Origin of the sequence: Streptomyces mashuensis (assembly GCF_014654785.1) — a bacterium.
Lineage (GTDB): Bacteria > Actinomycetota > Actinomycetes > Streptomycetales > Streptomycetaceae > Streptomyces > Streptomyces mashuensis.
This window is the reverse complement of record NZ_BNBD01000001.1, coordinates 34,444-55,632: the sequence shown is the minus strand read 5'-3', so window position 1 is coordinate 55,632 and position 21,189 is coordinate 34,444. Positions and strand designations below refer to the sequence as shown.

The following is a 21,189-nucleotide window of genomic DNA, read 5'->3' as shown; positions in this document are numbered from 1 at the left end:
CCTCGGCGACGGCGTGACGGGCGCCGGGCGCCGGCGGGCTAGAGGGGAGCCGTGGCCACCGGGCGCCCGGCCCGCTCCACGTCGTAGACGCCGGGGACGCGCCGCATGGCGCGCATCAGCTCGGGCAGCCGGGCGGCGTCGGCCAGCTGGAGGGTGTACGTGTGCCGGACGCGCTGCTCGTGCGGCGGCTCGACGGCGGCGGCGATGACGGCGGCGCCCTCGGCGGCGATGACCTCGGTGAGGTCGGCGAGCAGACGCGGGCGGCTGAAGGACTCGGCGCGCAGCGTCACCCGGTAGTCGCCGCTCCCCTCGCCATCGGGGCTGCGCCAGCGGACGCGTACGGGCGCGCGGCCGGAGGTCACCATCCGGTCGACGGCGGGGCAGTGCGCCCGGTGCACGGTCACGGTGCCGCCGCGCACGGTGAAGCCGGTGACCTCGTCGGGCGGCACGGGCGTGCAGCAGCGGGCCAGCCGTACGTGCGCGAGGGCGGGGCCGTCGCCGTCGGCGACGACCGCCGCGGGGCCCCGGGTGACGGGCGCCCCGCCGCGGGGGAGGTCCCGGGGCGGGGCGGCGGGGGGCGGCGGCTCGGCGGGGGCGGCCGCGGGATCGGGGGCCGGGTGGGCGGCCAGCCAGCGGCCGATGGCGATGCGGGCCGCGGGCGTCCGGGCGTGCTCCAGCCAGTCCGGTGAGGGGCCGGAGGCGACGTCGGCGGACATCAGCAGCTGGAGGCTGTCGCCGTCGCGCAGCACGGTGCCCAGCGACGCCAGCCGGCCGTTGACGCGCGCCCCGATGACGTGGTGCGCCTCGTCGCCGTACTGGGCGTAGGCGGCGTCCACGCAGCTGGAGCCGGCGGGCAGGCCGAGCGTGCCGCCGTCGGCGCGGAAGACGGTGACCTCGCGGTCCTGGGCGAGCTCGTCGCGCAGGGAGGTCCAGAAGGTGTCGGGGTCGGGGGTGGCGCGCTGCCACTCCAGCAGCCGGGAGAGCCAGCCGGGGCGGGTGGGGTCGATGCGCTCGCCGTCGGCGGCGTCGGTGGTGTCGGCGGCGGCGTAGGGGTTGCCCAGGGCGATGACGCCGGCCTCGGCGACCCGGTGCATCTGGTGGGTGCGGATGAGGACCTCGGCGGCGTGGCCGCCCTCGCCGGCGATGGCGGTGTGCAGCGACTGGTAGAGGTTGAACTTGGGGACGGCGATGAAGTCCTTGAACTCCGAGATGAACGGGGTGAAGCAGGTGTGCAGCTCGCCGAGGACCGCGTAGCAGTCGGCGTCCTCGGCGACGAGCACCAGCAGCCGGCCGAGGTCGGCGCCCGTCAGCTCGCCCCTCTTGAGGCGGACCCGGTGCACGGAGACGTAGTGCCGGCGGCGCACCTGGACCTCGGCGGGGATGCCGGCCTCGCGCAGCACGCCGCGCACGCGCATGGCGGTGGCCCGGAGGGGGTCGGGGCGGTCGGCGTGGGCGAGGACGAAGTCGCGGGTACGCGCGTACTCCTCGGGGTGGAGGACGGCGAAGACGAGGTCCTCCAGCTCGGTCTTGAGCGCCTGCACGCCGAGCCGTTCGGCGAGCGGGATGAGCACGTCACGGGTGACCTGGGCGATGCGCACCTGTTTGTCGCGGCGCATCACGCCGAGCGTGCGCATGTTGTGCAGCCGGTCGGCGAGCTTGATGGACATCACCCGGACGTCGTTGCCGGTGGCGACGAGCATCTTGCGGAAGGTCTCGGGCTCGGCGGCGGCGCCGTAGTCGACCTTCTCCAGTTTGGTGACGCCGTCGACCAGGAAGCGCACCTCCTCGCCGAACTCCCGGCGGACCTGATCGAGGGTCACCTCGGTGTCCTCGACGGTGTCGTGCAGCAGCGAGGCGGTCAAGGTGGTGGTCTCGGCGCCCAGTTCGGCGAGGATCAGGGTGACCGCGAGGGGGTGCGTGATGTACGGCTCGCCGCTCTTGCGGGTCTGGCCGCGGTGCGAGGACTCGGCCAGGACGTAGGCGCGGCGGAGGGGGTCCAGGTCGGCGCCGGGGTGGTGGGAGCGGTGGACCTTGGCGATGTGGTCGATCGCATCGGGCAGCCGGCCGCGGGCGCCGGCGCCGCTCAGCGCCGCGCGCCCGAGCCGTCTGAGATCGATACGGCGGCCGCGCCTGCGGCCGGGAGCACCGGCGTTCGTGGCCTCTGCGCTCATGGGCACCTCCGGCAGCGTCGACCGGTGGTGGGCTCGCGCCGCCAGCCGGTGCTTGATGCTACCGACCCCATCACGCACTGCTCACCCCCTCTCGCCCAGAGTGAAACGGATCACCCATTCGAGCGAGAGGGGGAACCGGACGGCGGCGTGGGACGTCCGGGGCGGGCGGGCCGGAGGGGCGCCGGGAGGCGCCCGGCGGTCAGGCCAGGACCCGGGCCGCCCAGGAGGCGTCCAGGACGCCCTCGGCGACGATCACCGCGGGGCCGGTCATCTCGACGGTGCCGTCGGGGAGCTCGCTGATGACGAGCCGGCCGCCGAGGACGTCCACGGTGTACGTGACGGGGTGGCCCAGGACGGCGGGGTCGGCGCCGTCCCGGCGGGCGGCGGCGACCATCACGGCGCAGGCGCCCGTACCGCAGGAGCGGGTCTCGCCGGAGCCGCGCTCGTGTACCCGCAGGGCGACGTGGCGGGGGCCGCGGTCGACCACGAATTCGACGTTGACGCCCTCGGGGTAGGCGGAGGCGGGGGTGACGGCGGGGGCGTCGAACAGCTTGCCGGCGTGGGCCAGGTCGTCGACGAAGGCGACGGCGTGCGGGTTGCCCATGTTGACGTTCCGCGCGGGCCAGCTGCGGCCGTCCACGGTGACGGTCACCTCGCCCTCGGGGAGGGCGGCGCGGCCCATGGAGACGGTGACGTCGCCGGGCTGGCCGTCGGGGCCGGGCTTGGCGATGTGGGCGCGGCGGATGCCCGCGCGGGTGGCGACGGCGAGGTCGCCCTCCCCCACGAGGCCGGCGTGCTGGAGGTAGCGGGCGAAGACGCGGACGCCGTTGCCGCACATCTCGGCGACGCTGCCGTCGCTGTTGCGGTAGTCCATGAACCACTCGGCCTCGCCGGCCATCGCGCGGGCCTCGGGGTGCGCGGCGGAGCGCACGACGCGCAGCACGCCGTCGGCGCCGAGGCCGGCGCGGCGGTCGCACAGCCGGGCGACGGCGGCAGGGGACAGCTCGAGGCGGCCGTCGTGGTCGGGGATGATCACGAAGTCGTTCTCGGTGCCGTGACCCTTGAGGAACTCGATCGGTGCGGTGCTCACGTCTCCGATGGTACGGGTGCCCCCTCGCAGGCCTCCCGCGGGCGGCGGGCGACCCCCGGGCAGGGCGGTGGCCCCGGCGGGCTCAGCGGAGCCGGGCCACCCGCCAGACGGCCAGCACGGCGAGCAGGGCGACGAGGACGGTGTACGCGGCGACGTATCGCCAGTCGGGCCGGCGGCCCGAGCCGCGCGGCGGGAGCCCCGGCCACGTGTAGCCGACCCGGCGGGCGGCCATCACGCCCCAGCCGGCGGCGCAGCAGCTGAGCAGCAGGCCCAGCATGGCCACCACGGGGCCGCCGTCGCCGAACTCGAAGGCGAGCGGGAAGGCGAACATCAGCGACCCGATCGCGGCGAGCATGACAATCGGAGCGAGCTGCCAGGCGCGCAACCGGCGCGGCGGACGGAGCTCGCGGAAGGACGCCGGGGCCGTGCCGCCGGTCACCTCGTCCGCGGTGTCCTCCGGGCCGTCCGGTGTCAGCGTCTCCGGGTCGCCCCCGGCCGTCGCCGGGAGGGGTCCCCCGCGCGGCGGCCGCTGCTGTCGGTCACGAGGGCCGGCCTCCATCGCCACGCGCCCTCCCAACTCGGACTTCACGGCTCGATCGAAGCTCGATGATGGCACGTCGGAGCAGGCGCGCAGGGCGCGCGGGGCGTCCCGATGCCATCACGTGATCAGGCTGTAACCGCCCGTTCGACCAACGCCAGCGCTCGCCCGGGGAGTTCCGCCCGGTCGGCGGCCGCGCCGCTCAGCCAGTGGACACGCGAATCCCTGCGGAACCAGGAGTCCTGACGGCGTGCGAACCGCTTGGTGGCGCGCACGGTCTCGGCGCGCGCCTCGTCCTCGCTGCACTCCCCCGCCAGGAAGGAGAGCACCTGCTGGTAGCCCAGCGCGCGCGAGGCGGTGCGCCCCTCGCGCAGGCCCTCGCGCTCCAGCGCGCGGACCTCGTCCACGAGCCCGGCCTCCCACATGCGGTCCACGCGCGTGGTGATGCGCTCGTCCAGCTCCGGGCGCTCCACGTCCACGCCGATCTGCAGCGTGTCGTAGACGGGTTCCTCGCCGGGCAGGTTGGCGGTGAAGGGACGGCCGGTCAGTTCGATGACCTCCAGCGCGCGCACGATGCGGCGCCCGTTGCCCGGCAGGATGGCGTGGGCGGCGGCCGGGTCGGCGGCGGCGAGCCGGGCGTGCAGGGCGCCGGGGCCCTGTTCCTCGAGCTCGGCCTCCAGCCGCGCGCGGACGGCCGGGTCGGTGCCGGGGAAGTCCATGGCGTCGATGGTGCCCTTGATGTAGAGGCCGGAGCCCCCCACCAGGATCGGTACGCGCCCGCGCTCCAGCAGCCGGTCGATCTCCGCGCGGGCCAGCCGCTGGTACTCGGCGACGCTGGCGGTCACCGTCACGTCCCAGATGTCGAGCAGGTGGTGCGGGACCCCCTGCCGCTCGGCCGCCGTGAGCTTGGCGGTGCCGATGTCCATGCCGCGGTAGAGCTGCATGGAGTCGGCGTTGATGACATCGCCGCCCAGGTGCCGGGCGAGGGCGACGCCGAGGTCGGACTTGCCGGCGGCGGTGGCGCCGACGACGGCGATGACCCTGGGTGCGGGAGCTGCGTTTCTCACCCCATCAGTCTCCCAAACCTCCCGAGTGCCCCACGAACGAGCGACGTGACGGGACGACGGTGGGTTCGTTGCCTGTTGCGAGGTTCCGAGAGCCGGTTCACGGACCGGGGGCCGGGAACGGCCTCCGGGGACGCCCCGGACGACCCGGGATCTCGCTCACACCAGTAAGGTAATGGAGTAGATATGGGCGTGTTTTCAAGGATTCTCCGTAGGTCGTCCTCGACGTCCTCCACGTCAACGGAAGAGGCCGCGACTGCCACCCGGACGGCGGAATCCACCGACGCCGCGGAGACGGACGGGGCCAAGCCGGAGGAGGCCGTGGCCGAGGACCGGGCCGAGGAGGCCACGGACGAGGCCGCCGAGGTCGACATCCCCAAGCAGCAGTCCGCGGAGAAGGCGGCCGACAGCGAGGCCGGTGAGGGCGCCCGCAAGTAGCGTGCAAGCAGCGTGACAGCCGCGCGGCCCGCCGACGAGCAGACCACGGGAAGGCCCGCGGGAGCGGCCTGACCCTCGTCGGCGACCGGCCGTGGAGCACGGCTCCACGGCCGTCGCTGCACCCCGCCGGCCCGCGCCTCCCCGGGCGCCGCCGCTACGACCAGGCCGCCACGTGGTACCCGACGCCGTACGGCGCCTCGTCCGCCAGCAACTGGCCGCGCAGCCCGGCGCCCTCGCCCGCGCCCGCCAGCACCTGCCAGGACGCCCGGCCGGCCGCCTGGAGCTCCCGGGCCAGGCCCGCGTCCAGCGCCGCCAGCGCGGCGGCGTCGGCGGCTCCCAGGGCCCGCGCCGTACCGGCGTCGAACGGCTCGGCACGCTCGTCCAGGTAGCCCGGAGCCTTCAGCGTGCGGCAGGCACTGCCGTCACCCATGGCCAGCAGGGCGATCCGCTCGTCGCCGGCCGCCAGCTCGCGGCCGAGCTCCAGGCAGCGCCCGCTCTCCAGCGCGTCCCCGACCGCCACGCCCTCCACCGGCGCCACGGCCCACTCCGTACGCTCCAGCAGCCACGCGGCCACGGCCAGGGCCGCCGGCAGCGCCTTGCCGCCCGTACCGGCCGCCGTGCCGCCGCGCCCCAGCCGGACGTCCAGGTCCACGCCGAAGCCGCGGAACGAGCCCGGGGAGCCCTGCGGGAACAGCTCCGGCTCGCCGGGGCCGCCGGGCCCCACGACGACCAGCCGGGCGGGCCGGGAGGCGGCCAGGACGGCCACGGCGTCGAGGCAGGCGGCCCGCACCCCGTCCAGTTCGGGCGCGGCGCCCGCGGCGACCTCGGGGACGAGCAGCGGCGGGCAGGGGCATACGGCAGCGGCGACGAGCATGGCCGCAGCCTACTGACAACGGGGCCCACGCGTCAGCGAGGACGGCGTGGGCCCCGGGCCCGTCGGGGACGGGTGGTGATCAGTGCATCGGTGCTCAGTCGCAGCCGCAGCCCGCGCCCGCCGGGGCGGGGGTGGGAGCAGGGGCGCCGATGGAGGGGATGCCGAGCATGACGCCCTTGGGCTTCTCGGCAGCGGCGGCGCTGCGCTTCTCCCAGGCGTCGCCCGCGCGCGTGCGCCGCACGCCCCGGGCGGGGCCCTCGGCGAGCAGGTGGTGCGGGGCGGCATAGGTGATCTCGACGGTCACCATGTCGCCGGGGCGCACCGGCTCCTCGGGCCGGGTGAAGTGCACCAGGCGGTTGTCGGGGGCGCGGCCGGACAGGCGCCGGGTGGCGTCGTCCTTGCGGCCCTCGCCCTCGGCGACCATGACCTCCAGGGTGCGGCCGACCTGCTTCTTGTTCTCCTCCCAGGAGATCTGCTCCTGGAGGGCGACCAGCCGCTCGTAGCGGGCCTGCACGACCTCCTTGGGGATCTGGCCCTCCATCTCGGCGGCCGGCGTGCCCGGGCGCTTGGAGTACTGGAAGGTGAAGGCCTGCGCGAAGCGGGCCTCGCGCACCACGTGCATGGTCTGCTCGAAGTCCTCCTCGGTCTCGCCGGGGAAGCCCACGATGATGTCCGTGGAGATGGCCGCGTCCGGCATGGCCGCGCGGACCTTCTCGATGATGCCCAGGAAGCGCTCCTGCCGGTACGAGCGGCGCATCGCCTTGAGGACCGTGTCCGAGCCGGACTGGAGCGGCATGTGCAGCTGCGGCATGACGTTCGGGGTCTCCGCCATCGCCGCGATCACGTCGTCGGTGAAGTCGCGGGGGTGCGGGGAGGTGAAGCGGACGCGCTCCAGGCCCTCGATGGCGCCGCAGGCGCGCAGCAGCTTGGAGAACGCCTCGCGGTCGCCCATGTCGGAGCCGTAGGCGTTGACGTTCTGGCCGAGCAGGGTGATCTCGGTGACGCCCTCGGCGACCAGCGCCTCGACCTCGGCGAGGATGTCGCCGGGACGGCGGTCCTTCTCCTTGCCGCGCAGCGCGGGCACGATGCAGAAGGTGCAGGTGTTGTTGCAGCCGACGGAGATCGACACCCAGGCCGCGTAGGCGCTCTCGCGGCGGGTGGGCAGCGTGGAGGGGAACGCCTCCAGCGACTCGGCGATCTCGACCTGCGCCTCCTCCTGGATGCGGGCGCGCTCCAGGAGGACGGGCAGCTTGCCGATGTTGTGCGTGCCGAAGACGACGTCGACCCACGGCGCCTTCTTGACGATGGTGTCGCGGTCCTTCTGCGCAAGACAGCCGCCCACGGCGATCTGCATGCCGGGCCGCCGGGCCTTGACCGACGCGAGCCGGCCCAGGTTGCCGTAGAGCTTGTTGTCGGCGTTCTCGCGCACGGCGCAGGTGTTGAAGACGACGACGTCCGCCTCGCCCTCGGCGGCGCCCTGGGGCGCGCGGACGTACCCCGCGTCCTCCAGCAGGCCGGAGAGCCGCTCGGAGTCGTGGACGTTCATCTGGCACCCGTAGGTGCGGATCTCGTAGCTCTTGGTTGCGCCCACGTCTCGGCTCCGGTCGATGCTGGTCATTCCTCCAGGGTAACGGCGCGCGAACCACCCCCCGCGCGCCGTCGCACTCCCCGGCCGCCACGGCCTTCGGGGGCGAGGTCGCCGAGGAGGAGGCCGAGGGCCGCTTCCTCCTCCACCCGCACCCCGGCCTCCGCCATGGCCGGCGCCAGCGCCGGGTCCCAGGGCGCCTCGGCCGGTGCCCCGGCCAGGGGCGGCAGCGAGCGCGCCGTACCGGCGACGGCCACGTAGTCGCCGGCCTCGTAGCGCCATGGCCGCCACGGCACGCGGCGGAGCAGCGCGGCGGCGATCCGGATGCCGCCCCAGTCGAAGTCCCCGTGGTAGAGCAGCGTCGTACCGCCCGCGTGCAGGTGCCGCAGCAGGGTGACGGCGGCCGCGGAGGGCTGGCCCTGGAGACAGACCAGCGGTGGGCAGCCGGGCCCGTGGGCGTCGGCGGCGGCCGCCACGACGGCGGGGTTCTCACAGACGTGCACCACCGGCGGTGCGGTGGGAAGGGGCGCGCGGGCGAGCTGCCGGAGGGTGAGGACGCAGGGCTCTCCCTGGCCGGCCGCCCAGTCGAGCGCGGGGGTGCCGCGCAGGTTCAGGGTGAGGACGGTCGACGACAGCTCGTCGCGCAGCAGCCCCGCCGAGGCCCAGGCGTCGCGCCGCCACTCGGCGCCGCTGCCGTCGGGGAAGCCGGTGAGCGCGCGGATGCCCGACAGGGTCAGGGTGGCCAGGGGGGTGCCGTCGTCCAGGGCGTGCGCACTGCCGGTCACCCGGGCGGCGAAGGCGGGCAGGGACACGGCGGGGTCGGCCGGCAGTTCCCGCAGGACGCGGGCGGCGCTGTCGAGCAGGGTGCGGGCTGCGGCGGGGTCGCGGGCGAGGCGCCGCACGAGGCCGTCGGCGCGCAGCCGGTCCGTCCAGGCGCGGAGGCGCGGCAGGTCGCCGCCGAGGGCGTGGAGCGGCTCGTAGGCCTGCTCCCAGGCCCGGGAGGCGTCGCGGCGGGCCTGGCCGAGCCGGGTGACGGGCCCGGTGAGGGCGGTGACGGCGGTGGCGAGGCCGGCGGGGCTGATGCCGGAGCGGCGCAGGACGGCGTCGACGGCGTCGAGCCGGACGGACAGCGAGCGGCCGCCGCGCGGTGCCCGGCCCAGCAGGCGCTCGGCCGCCAGGCGCTGGGCCTCCGTGGGCCGGTCCAGGGACACGGACCCGGTGAGGGGCTGCTCGCGTTCCATGCGCCGCCTGGTGCGCTCGACCAGCCAGGCGAGGTCGGGGGTGCCGAGCAGCCGCCGCAGCCGTCCGAGGTCGACCGCCTCCTCCGGCGGCCCGGTGCTCACGCCCACAGCGACTCCTGGGTGTCGGCGGAACCCGTCTCCCCGGGGGGCCACTCCCCTGGCGCCCATCCCCCGGAGCGGGCCGGTTCCTCCTGGCGCGAGCGCGCGGCCCCGTCCCATTCCCAGCGGGTGACCAGGACGGCGGCGACGCCGTCCACGCGGGAGAGCTGGGCGATGGCGATGCCGGGGACCTGCGGGTAGCAGGCCCACTCGCGCTCGCTGGTCATCACCACGTCGAGGTCGAAGGCGTGCAGCAGGCCGAGGCACTTGGCGCGCGAGTCGTCGTCGACGCCGGCGAACGCCTCGTCGAGCATGACCAGGCGCGGGGCGTGCGGGTTGCCCGCGCTGGCGTAGTGCGACGAGGCGGCGGCGAACAGGGGCACGGAGACGGCGAGGACGCGTTCGCCGCCGGAGGCCGGCCCGGTGGCCGGGACCCAGCGGCCCTGCTGGCGGCGCTCGATGCCGAACTCGTGCCAGGCCCGGTAGTCGAGGGCGGCGGTGAGGTGTTCGAGCCAGCTGCCGGCGGCGTCGCCGGTCTGCTGCTGCGCGATCTGCTCCTGGAGGAACTCGCCGACCGCGGCCCGGTCCTCCGGCGTCCACGCGTCGGCGGACTGGCGCAGGCGCTCGCGGGCCCGGGCGAGGCCGGCGGGGGCCTTGCGCGAGGGGCGCCACACCAGGCGCAGCTTCATGCCGGTGGAGGTGGGGCGCTCCTCCAGCTCGTTGTTCATGGCCTGGACCTGGCGCTCGGCGGCGCCGATCAGTTCCTGGAGGGTTCCCGCCACTTCGGTGACGAGGTGGGTCTCGAGGATCTCCCGCTCGTGCGCGGAGAGGATGCGGGTGAGCTCGCCGACCTCGACGGCGAGTGCGGCGGCGAGGTCGGGCACGCCGCGTTCCCGGCCCTGGTAGACGATGTCGACGACCATGCCGTCCTCGACCATGCGGGCGGACGCGCTGTGCCCGTGGCGGGAGAGGGCGTCCTGCAGGGTCTTGAGTTCTTCGCTGAGCCGCCGCTGTACGCGTTCCCAGGCTCCGTCGGAGTCGTCCGTCCGGGCCAGGTGGGTCTCGACGGAGCGGGCCAGGGCGATGGCCGGGCTGGCCGCCCAGGGGCCGTCGCCCTGCGGCGGCAGGGGCAGGTCGGGCAGGGCGACCGTCAGCAGCCCGGTGGCCGTGAACCGCTGGAGCCCCGCGATCGCCTCGGTGCGGGCGGCGGCGGCCTCGCCGAGCCCGCGCGTCAGCTCCTCGATGCGGCCTTCGGCGCGGCTGGCCCGCCGGTCGGCCTCGGTGTGCCGCTCGCGGGCGCGGCGCTGTCCGGCGCGGCACTCGCGCAGTGCGGCGGCGTTGCCGGCCAGGCGGCGTTCGAGGTCGGCGACGGCCGCGCCGACGGTGGAGCGCAGGGTGAGGTGGCGTTCCTCGGCGGCGGCAGCGGCGCGGACCGCTTCCTCGGCACGCTGCGCGAAGTCGGCGCTGCGCTGTCCCGTCCGGCCGGTCTCGTCGCGTTCGTCCTCCACCTGCCGGAGCGCCTCGCCGCGCTCCCGGAGGGCGGGCCACAGGTCGGCGAGGCCGAGGGCCGTGGCGGTGAGCGCGCGGCGCACGGCGGCGAGCCCTTCGCGGTCGGCGGGGAGCCCGAGGTCGGCGGCGGTCGTGTCGCGTTCGGCGGCGGCCCGCTCGGCCGCCTCCGCCGCTTCGGCGAAGCCCTTGGCCCGTTCGTCGCGCCGGGCGCGGGTCCGGGTGGCGGTCGCGGTGGCGGCGGCCGCCCGCGCGTACGCCTGGCGGAGCGGGCCGTCGTCGGGTACGGCGGCCAGTTCCGCGTCGAGCCTGCGGCGCCGGTCCGCCACGGCGTCCGCCCGGGCGGACGCGGCCGTGAGTTCCTCCTGGAGCCGGGCCAGTTCGCCGTGGAGGGCGCCGATGCGGGCGCGGCGGGCCATTTCGCGGGCTCCCTCGCCGACGTACTCCGCGGCGGGCTTCGCCCACCGGCCGGTAAGGGCACCGATCCGGAACCGGCCGTCGAGCGCCACCCACGTGCCGGCGTCGGCCCTCTCCCCCAGGCCGATCGCCGCGAGGAGTCCGGCCACCGTGCTGTCGCCGATGCCGGCGGCCCGGGCGTCGCCGTGGTCGACGGCGGGGCACAGTGCCATGGCGAGGGACGGCCCGGGGACGGGCTCGGTGCCGGGGGCGAGCAGCACGTCGTGGCCGTCCGGGTCGAGGACGGTGCCGTCGGGGCGCACCCAGGAGTCGAGCAGCCCGGACGCCTCGAGTGCGGCCTCCAGCCCGGCGCGTTCGCCGTCCCCGAGGACGTCGCGGAAGTCGACCAGTCGCCACAAGGGGGCGCCGGGTGTGCGGTCGCGCAGGCCCGGGGTACGGGTGTACGGCGCCTCGGGGCCGCGCTGTCCTCCGGCTTCGAGGCGGGCGAGTTCCTGTTCCGTGTCGCGCCGGCGTGCCGTGAGGGCGGCCGCGTGGTGGGCGAGGGCCGCCGCCTCGTCGGCCAGCGCGGACGCCGCGGCGCTGTGGGCGTGCCGGGCGTGGGTGCGGGCGGGCGAGGGCCCGTCGAGGTGCCGGGTCCACTCCTGGATCTCGTCGAGCAGCACGGCCGGATCGGGCCAGGCCAGTTCGCGGCATCCCCGGGCGTGCTGCCGTACGGCGTCCAGCAGGGCGGTGCCGGCGGACCGGACCGCCTCTTGGGCGCGGTCCTCCTCGTCGGCGGCCTGGGTGAGGTCGGACTCCGCCTCGTCGAGCCGCCGGGCCTCCTCGTCACGCGCGCGTGCCGCGCGGTCCGCTTCGTCCGCCAGGTGCTCGACGTGCGTAAGGGTGCGGCTCCTGCGGTCCGTCGCCTCCTCGGCCGTCTCGCGCGTCGGTTCCTCGGGGAGGGTGACGCGCGCGTGCCGGGCGGACTCGTGCACGCGGTCGAGGACCGCGGCGGCCTGTCGCCCGGCCGCGGCGAGCCGGTTCTCCGCGGCTGCCAGCCGTGCCAGGGCCCGTCGGTGGGCGCTCTCGGCCTGTTCCCGGTCGTTCCCGGCCTGCTGCCCGGCTCTCGCCGCGCGGTCGGCCTCCGCGGCCGCCTGCTCCAGTTCGCGGGCGCTGCGCATCTCCGGGCCTTCGCGCAGGGCGGCGTCCTGGGCCCGCAGCCGGGTCTCCGTCTCCTCCAGGGTCGCCGTCTCGGTGGCGGCCGCCGCCCGGCTCTGCTCCGCCTCCTCCTTGCGTTCCTGTTCCTCGGCGAGGTCCCGTTGCAGGCGCTCGTACCGGGAGTGCTCGGTACGTGGCAGGCGGGCGCGCCGGCGGGAGGCGATCCGGGCGTAGCGCCGGTAGTGCTCCAGGAACGCGGAGGCGGCGCGTTCGGCCTCGGCGGCGGCGCGCAGTTCCTCCTTCTCCTCGTCCAGGGAGCGGAACGCCTCGGCCGCGTCGGCGATCACCCGCTGGTCCATGGGCGGCAGGGACTCGGTGAGGGCGCGGGAGAGGGCCGCTTCGTTGGGGCGTTTGGAGAGCTGCGGCTGGCGGAGCTGGATGAGCAGGTCGACCAGGGCGGCGTACCGCTGCTCGCCCAGTCCGAACAGTGCCTCGTCGACGGCCCTCCGGTAGGCCTTGGCCTGGTCGTACACGAGGCCGTGGCCGTCGACGGCCTCGGCGAGCCGGTCGCGGGACAGTGCGGTGCCGGTGGCGTCGAGGAGGCTGAGGTCCTTGCCGATGCGCTGGTCGGTCACCACGTACCAGTGGCGGGCGATGCCGCGCCCGGCGACGGCCTTGAGCCCGCAGGCGAGGGTGCGGAACTGTTCCTCGCCGGTGGTGTCGTCGCGGCGGCCGAACTCGATCCAGGTGTAGCCGAGTCGCTCGGGGTGGGGGTGTTCGCCGCCCAGGAGGAGGTTCCACTCCATGCGCTTGCCGGGGTCGCCGTCGGGCTCGACGCGGCGCGGGGTGAGGTCGCCGTCCAGCAGGAAGGGCAGGGTCAGGGCGAGCACCTTGGACTTGCCCGTGCCGTTGTTGCCGCGCAGCAGGAGCCGCCCGTCGCGGAAGGGGAACTCCTCGGCGTCGTAGTGGAACAGGTCGACGAGCCCGATGCGCAGGGGCTGCCAGCGGGAGCGTGCGGGGACGGGGAGGGCGGTCAACGCTGGTTCGCCTTTCGCTGGTGGGGCGTGCGCGGGGCGCGGGCGGTGCGGGGTTCGACGACGGCCTCGCCGACGGCGTAGCGGGCGAGGGCCGGCCGTGCGGCCACCTGGTCGCCCTGCCGGGTGATGAGTTTCAGCGCGGCGAGCTTGCCGAGGGCCTGCTCGACGAGTTCGCCCTCCGCCCCGGGTTCCCTGGCCGACTTCGACCAGAAGCCGGCGTGCTCGGCGGCCAGTTCCCGCACGGTCTGCCGGAGGTCGCCGGTGGTGAGGGGCGTGCCGGCCGCCGCGAGGCGTTCGGCGAGCAGCAGGGTGACGTGGCCGTGGGTGCCCTGTTCGGGCATGCGGACGTCGGTCAGGTCGTCGTCGGGGTCCACCATGGCGATGCCTTCGGCGCGCACTTCGGCGACGAGGCCGGTGAGTTCGGTGATGCGGGCGGTGAGGAAGCCGCGCTGCCGGGTGAGGTAGGCGAGTTCGGCGTCGGTCAGCTCGTCGTAGTAGAGCACCGGGTCGTCCAGGAGGCGGCGTGTGAGCGCGTGGCGCATGGCCCGGAACCGCAGGTCGTCGCTGTCCAGCGCGGTTTCGGCGACGAGCTCCGCGAGCCGCTCGTCCAGCGTGGCGGCCACGACGGTGGAGGGGCCCCTGCGGGCGGCGAGAAGCCCCGCCAGGACGCGTCGCTCGACGTCGTACAGGACGTCTCCGGCGCCGCTGACGTACGCCTCCTCGTCCCCGGCGACGCGTCGCAGGACGCCGAGGCCGAGCAGCAGGCGGACGACGGCGGCGAGGTCGAGGCGCTCGTCCCGGCGGTCCAGGGTGAAGTGGATGCCGGCGGCCGTCAGGTGAGGGTCGCCCGCCTCCAGGACGACGTGGTCGGCGAGGCGTCCGAGGGTGATCTGGGCCTCGCTCCGTTCGAGCACGGCGAGGGCGAGGCAGAGCAGGACGTAGCGCCGCCGGGTGAAGGGAGCGCCGGCCCGGGTGGCGTCGCGGGCGGGGTGCAGCGGCCCGTCGAGGGAGCCGGGGGTCTTCAGCAGCCGTGCGGTCCCGGCGTCCGCCCGGAGGCCCCAGCCCGTATTGCGGTCGAACCACTCGCGCAGTTCGGCGGCGTGGCGCCGTACGAGCCGGAAGCCGTCCGCCTGGGGGCCGTGGGCCCGCAGCAGCGGCTCCTTGAGGAGGGCCCGCGCCGCCTTGCGCAGCTCCGCGGCGTGCTGCCCGTCCAGTACCTCTGCGAGTGGTGAGTTCATCGGCTGCCGTCCCCCTCGGACCTGCCGGTCTCCGTCAGGTCGGTGATCTCCACAACGTGGTCGGGTCCCCGGAAGGTTCCCCCGGGGGTGACGAGTTCGGCGGTCGTTCCGTCGTCGAGCGCCCGGAGGCGGATCTCCATGGAACCGTCGTTGCTGGTGGCGGTGGTGTGGGTCATGCCGGGCCGCCAGGTGGCGAGGGCGTCGCCGAGGAGCTGGAGGAACAGGCCGAAGGAGAGGGGGTCCAGCCCGCCCAGCGCCGACAGGCGGACCGGGCCGTCCGTGGCGAGCCGTGCCCGGGCCGCCGCGGTCTCGGCCGCCTGTTTGGCGGCGATCTCCGCCAAGTAGCGGCGCGCCTCGGAGCGGTCCTCGACCTTGCGGGGCCTGCCGCGTCGTTCGTAGCTGCCGGTGCGGCGCAGTTGGGGGCTGATGCGCAAGGGTTCGGCGTCCGCCCACGGTGTGGCGGCGGGCACCGGGTGGGCCGTGCGGGCGGCGAGGCTGTCGGCGTCGACGGTCAGGTGGCGGGCGGAGGAGAGCCCGAAGGCGGTGCGCCAGAGGCGGTGCCGGGCGTCGTCGTCGGGTGCCTCGGCGAACCAGCGGGCCAGGGTGCGGAAGTCGGCGGACCGGTCGGAGCGCCCGGCTCTGCGCTCGTTCAGCGACCGTACGACCGCCAGGAGCTGGGGTATCGCTCCCAGGGCACGGCCCCGCAGCAGCCGTGCCTGTGACTCGCGCCCGTCCCGGCCGACGAACCAGGCGGAGAGCCCGGCCCACCGCTCCCGCCACCGGTCGTACGCCTCGCGTTCGGCGGCTTCGGCGTCCTCCGGGGCGGCGTCGAGCGCCTCACGGGCGCCGGCGACCCGCAGCAGGGGCCCGATGACCTGGCGGTCCTCGAGCTCCGCGATCAGCTGGGCGATGCGCGCGCCGAGCGTGATCAGGTCGTGGATGAACCGGTCCAGGTACTGGATGAGCCGGTCCTTGTAGGCGAGGAAGGCCTCTTCCTCGACGTCGTACAGGTCGATGGTGCGCTGCAACGAGCCCATGAAGGCCCGGGCGTTGTCGGCCAGGTCCGCGAAGCGGCTGCTCAGCGTGTCGAGCGTGAGGAACGTCTTGGCGGGGTCGGGGTCGTCCTCGGCGGCGAGGACCAGCAGGGCCCGCAGCTGGGTGACGATGTCCTGCAGGGCGACCGCCTGTAACGCCCCGCGCCGGCCCAGTGCCTCGTCGTACGTGCCCAGGGCCTCCTCCGCCGCCTCGCCGGCCCGGGTGAGCTGGTAGACGAACCTCTTGCGGTAGAAGTCCTCGACGGCGGTCACGCGCGCCGTGTCGGGGTCGGCGCGCAGGTTGCCCCACCCGACGAGGCTGTCGAGCTTCTTCACGACGGTTTCGAGCCCGGCCGGACGCTCGTCGGGAGGCAGGGCGGCGTACACGTCCTCGGGGCGCAGGTGCACCGCGAAGCGCTGCTTCGCCGCCAGGAAGGTCTGCATGGTCCGGCGGTACAGGGCGGCGTCGGGCGCGGCGAGGTAGGCGAACGGCGCGTAAACGGCGGGCTCTTGGGGCTCGGGCATCGAGGTCATCGCCCGGTCATTCTTTCCGACGGAGGCCGGCGCGGGCGGCGGATGACGGGAATCTCACAAGGCCAGGCGCCCGTCAGGGGTTTGTCCAGGGCGTTTCGATCTTGTGTCGGGGCGTGGAAAACCCCTGCCGCCGCCGTGGTGGTCTCGATTACTGTCCCTCCGACCGCGGTCGCCCCACGACCGCTCCCGAACCGTGCCGGACCACCGTCATCCCGGCGGTCCCACGCCCGAAAGGACCCCCGTGCGCCTACCTTCCCGCCGGCGGGCGATATCGGCTCTCGCCGCGACCGCCGTCGCCACTCCCCTGCTGCTCACCGCCGCCGCGCCCGCGCAGGCCCGGCCCACGCCTTCGTCGCAGCAGCACAGAGAGGCCGAACGGCTCGCCAAGAAGCTGGTCAAGGCGTCGTCCGCGAAGGGCGCCTACCGTCATCTGCAGGCGTTCCAGCAGATCGCGGACGCCAACGGCGGCAACCGTGCCGCCGGCACGCCCGGCCACAAGGCCTCGACCGAATACGTCTACCGGCTGCTGAAGAAGGCCGGTTACGACGTCTCGTACCAGGACTTCGACTTCTACGAGTCGAAGACGCTGCGCGAGAAGCTGACCGTCGTCTCTCCCGGGCAGCGCGAGATCAAGGTCGCGGCCTACGACTTCAGCAAGTCCACCCCCGAGGGCGGCCTGACCGCCCCGCTGGCCGCCGCGCGCGTGGACGAGACGCCCGGCTGCGACCTGGACGACTACGCGTCGGGCTCGTTCGCGGGCAAGATCGCACTGGTCAAGCGCGGTTCGTGCACCTTCAAGCAGAAGGAGGAGGTCGCTGCCAAGGCCGGCGCCGTGGGCCTCATCCTCTACAACCACTCCGGCACCACTCCCGTGCACGGCTCGGTCGGCGGTCCGGAGAACGCCCACATCCCGGCCGGCGGCATCTCGCTGGCCGACGGCGAGGCGCTGGCCGCGGCGGTCGCCAAGGGCCCCGTGACCGTCACGCTGGACGTGCGGACCGAGGCCCTCAAGCGGCAGACGCGCAACGTCGTCGCCGAGACGAAGGGCGGCAGCGCCGACCACGTGGTGGCGCTCGGCAGCCACCTCGACTCGGTTCCGGCCGGCCCCGGCATCAACGACAACGGCTCGGGCTCCGCCGGCCTGCTGGAGGTCGCGCTCAAGCTCGGCGACGAGCTCCGCAAGCCCGGCCACCGCCCCGCCAACAAGGTGCGCTTCGCCTGGTGGTCCGGCGAGGAGCTGGGCCTGCTGGGCTCCGAGCACTACGTCGCGAGCCTCGACGAGAAGCAGCGCAAGAAGATCGCGCTGTACCTCAACTTCGACATGATCGCCTCGCCGAACCCGGTGGAGTTCGTCTACGACGGCGACGACTCGGACCACAAGGGCGAGGGCCCCGGCCCGCAGGGCTCCGCACAGATCGAGCGGCTGATCAACGGCTTCCTCGACCGCAGCCGCACGCCCCACGAGGGCACGGACTTCGACGGCCGCTCCGACTACGGGCCGTTCATCGCGGCCGGCATCCCCGCGGGCGGCACCTTCACCGGCGCCGAGGGCATCAAGACCCCCGAGCAGGCGGCGCGCTTCGGCGGCACCGCGGGCGCCGCGTACGACCCGAACTACCACGGGGCCGGTGACACGCTGAAGAACATCGACCTGAAGTCGTTCGACACGAACATCGACGTGATCGCCCACACCGTCGGCATCTACGCCCACGACCTGAGCTCGCTGACCGAGCCCGCCGGGCACTGAGCCGGCCCGCGGCCGGGGACGGCCGTCACCCACGCCTGCCCCACGGGCCGCAGGTGACCACCGTCCACCGGTCGCGGCGGTGAGTTTTCCACAGGCCTGGCCGGGGCCGGGCGGGGCTGGCAGGATCCCGGCCATGGCTTCGCGCATGACCTCTCCGGGCAGGCGCCGCGTCCTGGAGGTGGGCGCGGTGGCCGCTGCCGTCCTCGCCCTGCTGCTGTGGTGGCTGACGCCGCCGGACGAGCCGCCCCCGCCCAGCGGGCGGATCACGGTGGCGACGGGCGTGCCGACCGGCGTGTACGCCAAGTACGGCGACCTCCTCAAGCAGGACCTGGCGCACGACCTGCCCGCCCTCGACGTACGGCTCAGTCACAGCCAGGGCTCGCTGGACAACCTCCAGCGGCTGACCGGCGGCCGGGCCGACTTCACGCTGGCCACTGCCGACGCCGTGGCCGCCTACCTGGAGGAGGGACGGCCGGGCGCCGACCGGCTGCGGGCGTGCGCCCGGCTGTACGACGACTACATGCAGCTGGTGACGCGCAGGGACTCCCCGGTGCAGTCGGCCCGCGACCTCCGCGGGCTGCGGGTGGGGGTGGGGTCGGACGCCTCCGGCGTCCAGCTGATCACGCGCAGGCTGCTGCAGGCGGCCGGCCTGGACTTCGGCAAGGACATCGTCGCCGTCCGGGTGGGCATCGACCGGATGCCCGAGCTGCTGGCCAGGGGCGAGATAGACGCGTTCTTCTGGTCGGGCGGCCTGCCCACCAACGCGGTGCAGGCGCTGGGGCGGCGCACGCCCATCAGACTGGTCCAGCTCGGCGACCTCGTCGGCCCCCTGCACTCGCTGGGGCGGCTGACGCAGTACTACCGCGCGGCCGTGATGCCGGCGGACGCCTATCCCGAGCTGAACGCCAGCCAGGTGGTGAAGACCATCGCCGTGGCCAACCTGCTCGTCACCGTGCAGGACACCGATCCGGACCTCGCCGAGAGCGTCACGCGCACGGTGATCCGCAGCCGGGACCGCATCGGCACGGTGGTGCACGCCGCGCAGAAGGTGGATCTGCGCTCGGCGATATTCACCCACCCGCTGCCCCTGCACGAGGGCGCCCGCCGCTACTACGTCTCGGTCAAGCCGTGAGACGGCCGGCGCGGACCGGCCGGCGCGGACCGCCCGGCTCAGGCGCCCGCCGCCGGCTCCTGGCGGGGCACCGCTATCGTCGCGCGCAGGCCGGTGGGCTCGTTCCGCGCGTACGAGAGCGTGGCGCCGCCCGAGGCCAGCAGGGCGCGGGAGATGGACAGGCCCAGGCCCGAGCCGGACACGTTCTGGTGACGGTTGCTGCGCCAGAAGCGGTCGCCGATGCGGGTGAGCTCCTCCTCGGTAAGGCCGGGCCCCTCGTCCGCGACGGTGATGTGGACGCGGTCGCCCACGACCTCGACGCCGACCTCGACGCCGGACCCGGCGGGCGTGAACTTCAGCGCGTTGTCGATCACGGCGTCCAGGGCGCTGGACAGGGCGATCGGGTCGGCCCACCCGGTGACCGCGGCCGGCCCCGTGCAGGCGAGGGCGACCTCCTCCCGGTCCGCCACGGGCGACCAGGCGCCGATCCGGTCGGCGACGAGTTCGGCGATGTCCGTCAGCTGCGGGTCGGCGGCGGCGTGTTCGGCGAGCGCCAGGTCGAGCAGGTCGTCCAGGACGCGGGCCAGCCGTTTGCCCTCGGTCCGTACCGAGTCGACCTCGGTGTGCCCGTCGGGCAGGTCCAGGGCCAGCAGGTCGATGCGGAGCAGCAGCGCGGAGAGCGGATTGCGCAGCTGGTGCGAGGCGTCGGCGACGAAGGCGCGCTGCTGTTCCAGCACGTCCTCCACATTGTCGGCCATCTCGTTGAACGACCGGGCGAGCCGGCGCAGTTCGGGCGGGCCGCTGTCGGCGGCGACGCGCGAGTTGAGCCGGCCGGTGGCGATGCCGTGGGCGGCGGCGTCCAGGGTCCGTACGGGGCGCAGCACCCACCCCGTGAGGCGGAAGGCCGCCCCGACGGCCAGCAGCATCGCGGCCGTCTCCCCGGCGGCCAGCACCAGCCACTCGTGCAGGATGCGGGCGCGCAGCGGGCCGGTGGGCGAATCGGTGACGACGACCGCGACGACGTCGCCGTCGCGGATCACGGGCGAGGCCACGGTGAGCCGGCCGCGCTGCCAGGGCCACACCTGGCCCGGGTCGTGGCTGCGCCGCCCCGCCAGGGCCTCCTGGAAGGCGTCGTGGGTGGCGCTGCCGGGCCGTGGACGCCAGTCGACGGGCGCGGCGGACATGGCGGTGCCGTCGCGGTAGAGGACGCCGGCGTTGATGCCGTACAGCTCGTGGTAGCGGGCGAGTTCCCAGTTGAGGGTGATCAGGCGTTCGTCGGAGGGGCCGTCGATCCCGGTCGGCCAGGTGGTGACGTACTGGGCGAGTGCGGCGAAGCGGGCGGTGTCGTCGATGCGGTCGACGACGACCTCCTGCTGGGCGACGGCGGCCATGCCGCCGGCGAGCGGGAAGCCCAGGGCCAGCAGGACGCCCGCCATCAGGACGATGAGGAGCGGGAGGAGGCGGGTGCGCACGGGCCGACGCAGCCCCTACACCGGGATGACGATCTTGTAGCCGACGCCGCGCACCGTCTCGATGAGGGCGGGCAGGCGCAGTTTGGAGCGCAGGGAGGCGATGTGCACCTCCAGCGTGCGCCCGGTCCCCTCCCAGCTGGTGCGCCAGACCTCGCTGATGATCTGTTCGCGGCGGAAGACGACGCCGGGCCGCTGGGCGAGGAGGGCGAGCAGGTCGAACTCCTTGCGGGTGAGGGGGACGGCGGTGCCGTCGACGCTGACGCGCCGCGTGGGCACCTCGATGGTGAGGGGGCCCAGGCGCAGCGCTCCGGGGCCGGTGGTGGTGCCCACCGGGGGCCCGGGGGGCGGTCCGGCGGGCGGGGTGCGCCGGGCGACGGCGTGGATGCGCGCGAGCAGCTCACCGGTGTCGTAGGGCTTGACGACGTAGTCGTCGGCGCCGAGGTTGAGGCCGTGGATCTTCGACCGGGTGTCGGAGCGGGCGGTCACCATGATGACGGGGGTCGAGGTGCGCTTGCGGATGCGGCCGCACACCTCGAAGCCGTCCTGGTCGGGCAGCCCGAGGTCGAGCAGGACGACGCCGAAGGGCGGGGCCCCGTCGTCGGGCAGCAGGGCCCGCAGGGCCTCGTCGCCGCTCCGGGCGTGCGTGACGTCGAACCCGTGCCGGCCGAGCACGGCGGACAGGGCCGCGGCGACGTGGTCGTCGTCCTCCACGAGCAGCAGTCTCATCGGCCTCCTCCGGACGACTCTGGGGTGGGCTGCGGCACCCCCGCATCCATCCCGATGGGCACCCGGCGCGTCAAGGGTTCTCCGCCGGTGGGACGCCTTCTGTTATGCAGCCGGTACTCCGGTAAGACCC

General features: G+C 75.0%; 14 protein-coding genes. 2 read left to right on the top strand and 12 right to left on the bottom strand.

What is annotated here, in order from left to right; all coding sequences use genetic code 11:
• Window positions 1-38: 38 nt before the first annotated feature.
• From IE305_RS00205 to IE305_RS00155, 10 genes are all read right to left on the bottom strand, one after another.
• On the bottom strand, window positions 39-2,171 hold the full coding sequence (locus tag IE305_RS00205) for a RelA/SpoT family protein (protein WP_190127264.1): 2,133 nt from the start codon (window positions 2,169-2,171) through the stop codon (window positions 39-41).
• 199 nt (window positions 2,172-2,370) lie between these two features.
• The gene (gene dapF, locus IE305_RS00200) at window positions 2,371-3,261 is read right to left on the bottom strand and encodes a diaminopimelate epimerase (protein ID WP_190127263.1); all 891 of its coding nucleotides are present in this window, start codon (window positions 3,259-3,261) and stop codon (window positions 2,371-2,373) included.
• Between the two features lie 82 nt (window positions 3,262-3,343).
• Window positions 3,344-3,820 carry a hypothetical protein gene (locus IE305_RS00195; protein ID WP_190128138.1) on the bottom strand — a complete coding sequence of 159 codons (477 nt, stop codon included), beginning with the start codon at window positions 3,818-3,820 and terminating at the stop codon, window positions 3,344-3,346.
• A gap of 107 nt (window positions 3,821-3,927) precedes the next feature.
• On the bottom strand, window positions 3,928-4,866 hold the full coding sequence (gene miaA / locus IE305_RS00190; protein ID WP_190127262.1) for a tRNA (adenosine(37)-N6)-dimethylallyltransferase MiaA: 939 nt from the start codon (window positions 4,864-4,866) through the stop codon (window positions 3,928-3,930).
• A gap of 589 nt (window positions 4,867-5,455) precedes the next feature.
• On the bottom strand, window positions 5,456-6,175 hold the full coding sequence (locus IE305_RS00180; RefSeq protein WP_190127260.1) for a class III extradiol dioxygenase subunit B-like domain-containing protein: 720 nt from the start codon (window positions 6,173-6,175) through the stop codon (window positions 5,456-5,458).
• Window positions 6,176-6,269: 94 nt separating this feature from the next.
• On the bottom strand, window positions 6,270-7,793 hold the full coding sequence (gene miaB, locus IE305_RS00175; RefSeq protein WP_190127259.1) for a tRNA (N6-isopentenyl adenosine(37)-C2)-methylthiotransferase MiaB: 1,524 nt from the start codon (window positions 7,791-7,793) through the stop codon (window positions 6,270-6,272).
• Window positions 7,790-9,103 (bottom strand): TIGR02679 family protein, encoded by a 1,314-nt coding sequence (locus IE305_RS00170; protein WP_229890385.1) that lies wholly within the window; start codon window positions 9,101-9,103, stop codon window positions 7,790-7,792. Before IE305_RS00170 ends, miaB begins: the two co-directional genes overlap by 4 nt.
• The gene (locus IE305_RS00165) at window positions 9,100-13,197 is read right to left on the bottom strand and encodes a TIGR02680 family protein (protein ID WP_190127257.1); all 4,098 of its coding nucleotides are present in this window, start codon (window positions 13,195-13,197) and stop codon (window positions 9,100-9,102) included. The genes IE305_RS00170 and IE305_RS00165 overlap by 4 nt, the downstream gene beginning before the upstream one ends.
• Window positions 13,194-14,435: a TIGR02678 family protein gene (locus IE305_RS00160; RefSeq protein ID WP_190127256.1), complete on the bottom strand. Its 1,242-nt coding sequence runs from the start codon at window positions 14,433-14,435 to the stop codon at window positions 13,194-13,196. The genes IE305_RS00165 and IE305_RS00160 overlap by 4 nt, the downstream gene beginning before the upstream one ends.
• Window positions 14,432-16,003 (bottom strand): TIGR02677 family protein, encoded by a 1,572-nt coding sequence (locus tag IE305_RS00155; protein WP_190127255.1) that lies wholly within the window; start codon window positions 16,001-16,003, stop codon window positions 14,432-14,434. Before IE305_RS00155 ends, IE305_RS00160 begins: the two co-directional genes overlap by 4 nt.
• 241 nt (window positions 16,004-16,244) lie before the next feature.
• Here IE305_RS00155 and IE305_RS00150 point away from each other — a divergent pair, with 241 nt between their 5' ends.
• Window positions 16,245-17,750 (top strand): M28 family metallopeptidase, encoded by a 1,506-nt coding sequence (locus IE305_RS00150; RefSeq protein ID WP_229890383.1) that lies wholly within the window; start codon window positions 16,245-16,247, stop codon window positions 17,748-17,750.
• Window positions 17,751-17,883: 133 nt separating this feature from the next.
• The gene (locus tag IE305_RS00145) at window positions 17,884-18,882 is read left to right on the top strand and encodes a TAXI family TRAP transporter solute-binding subunit (RefSeq protein ID WP_190127254.1); all 999 of its coding nucleotides are present in this window, start codon (window positions 17,884-17,886) and stop codon (window positions 18,880-18,882) included.
• Between the two features lie 38 nt (window positions 18,883-18,920).
• Here the strand turns inward: IE305_RS00145 and IE305_RS00140 are convergent, their stop codons facing one another.
• Together IE305_RS00140 and IE305_RS00135 are read right to left on the bottom strand one after the other, a co-directional pair.
• On the bottom strand, window positions 18,921-20,333 hold the full coding sequence (locus IE305_RS00140) for a sensor histidine kinase (protein ID WP_190127253.1): 1,413 nt from the start codon (window positions 20,331-20,333) through the stop codon (window positions 18,921-18,923).
• Between the two features lie 15 nt (window positions 20,334-20,348).
• Window positions 20,349-21,059: a response regulator transcription factor gene (locus IE305_RS00135; RefSeq protein WP_190127252.1), complete on the bottom strand. Its 711-nt coding sequence runs from the start codon at window positions 21,057-21,059 to the stop codon at window positions 20,349-20,351.
• Between the last annotated feature and the right edge of the window lie 130 nt (window positions 21,060-21,189).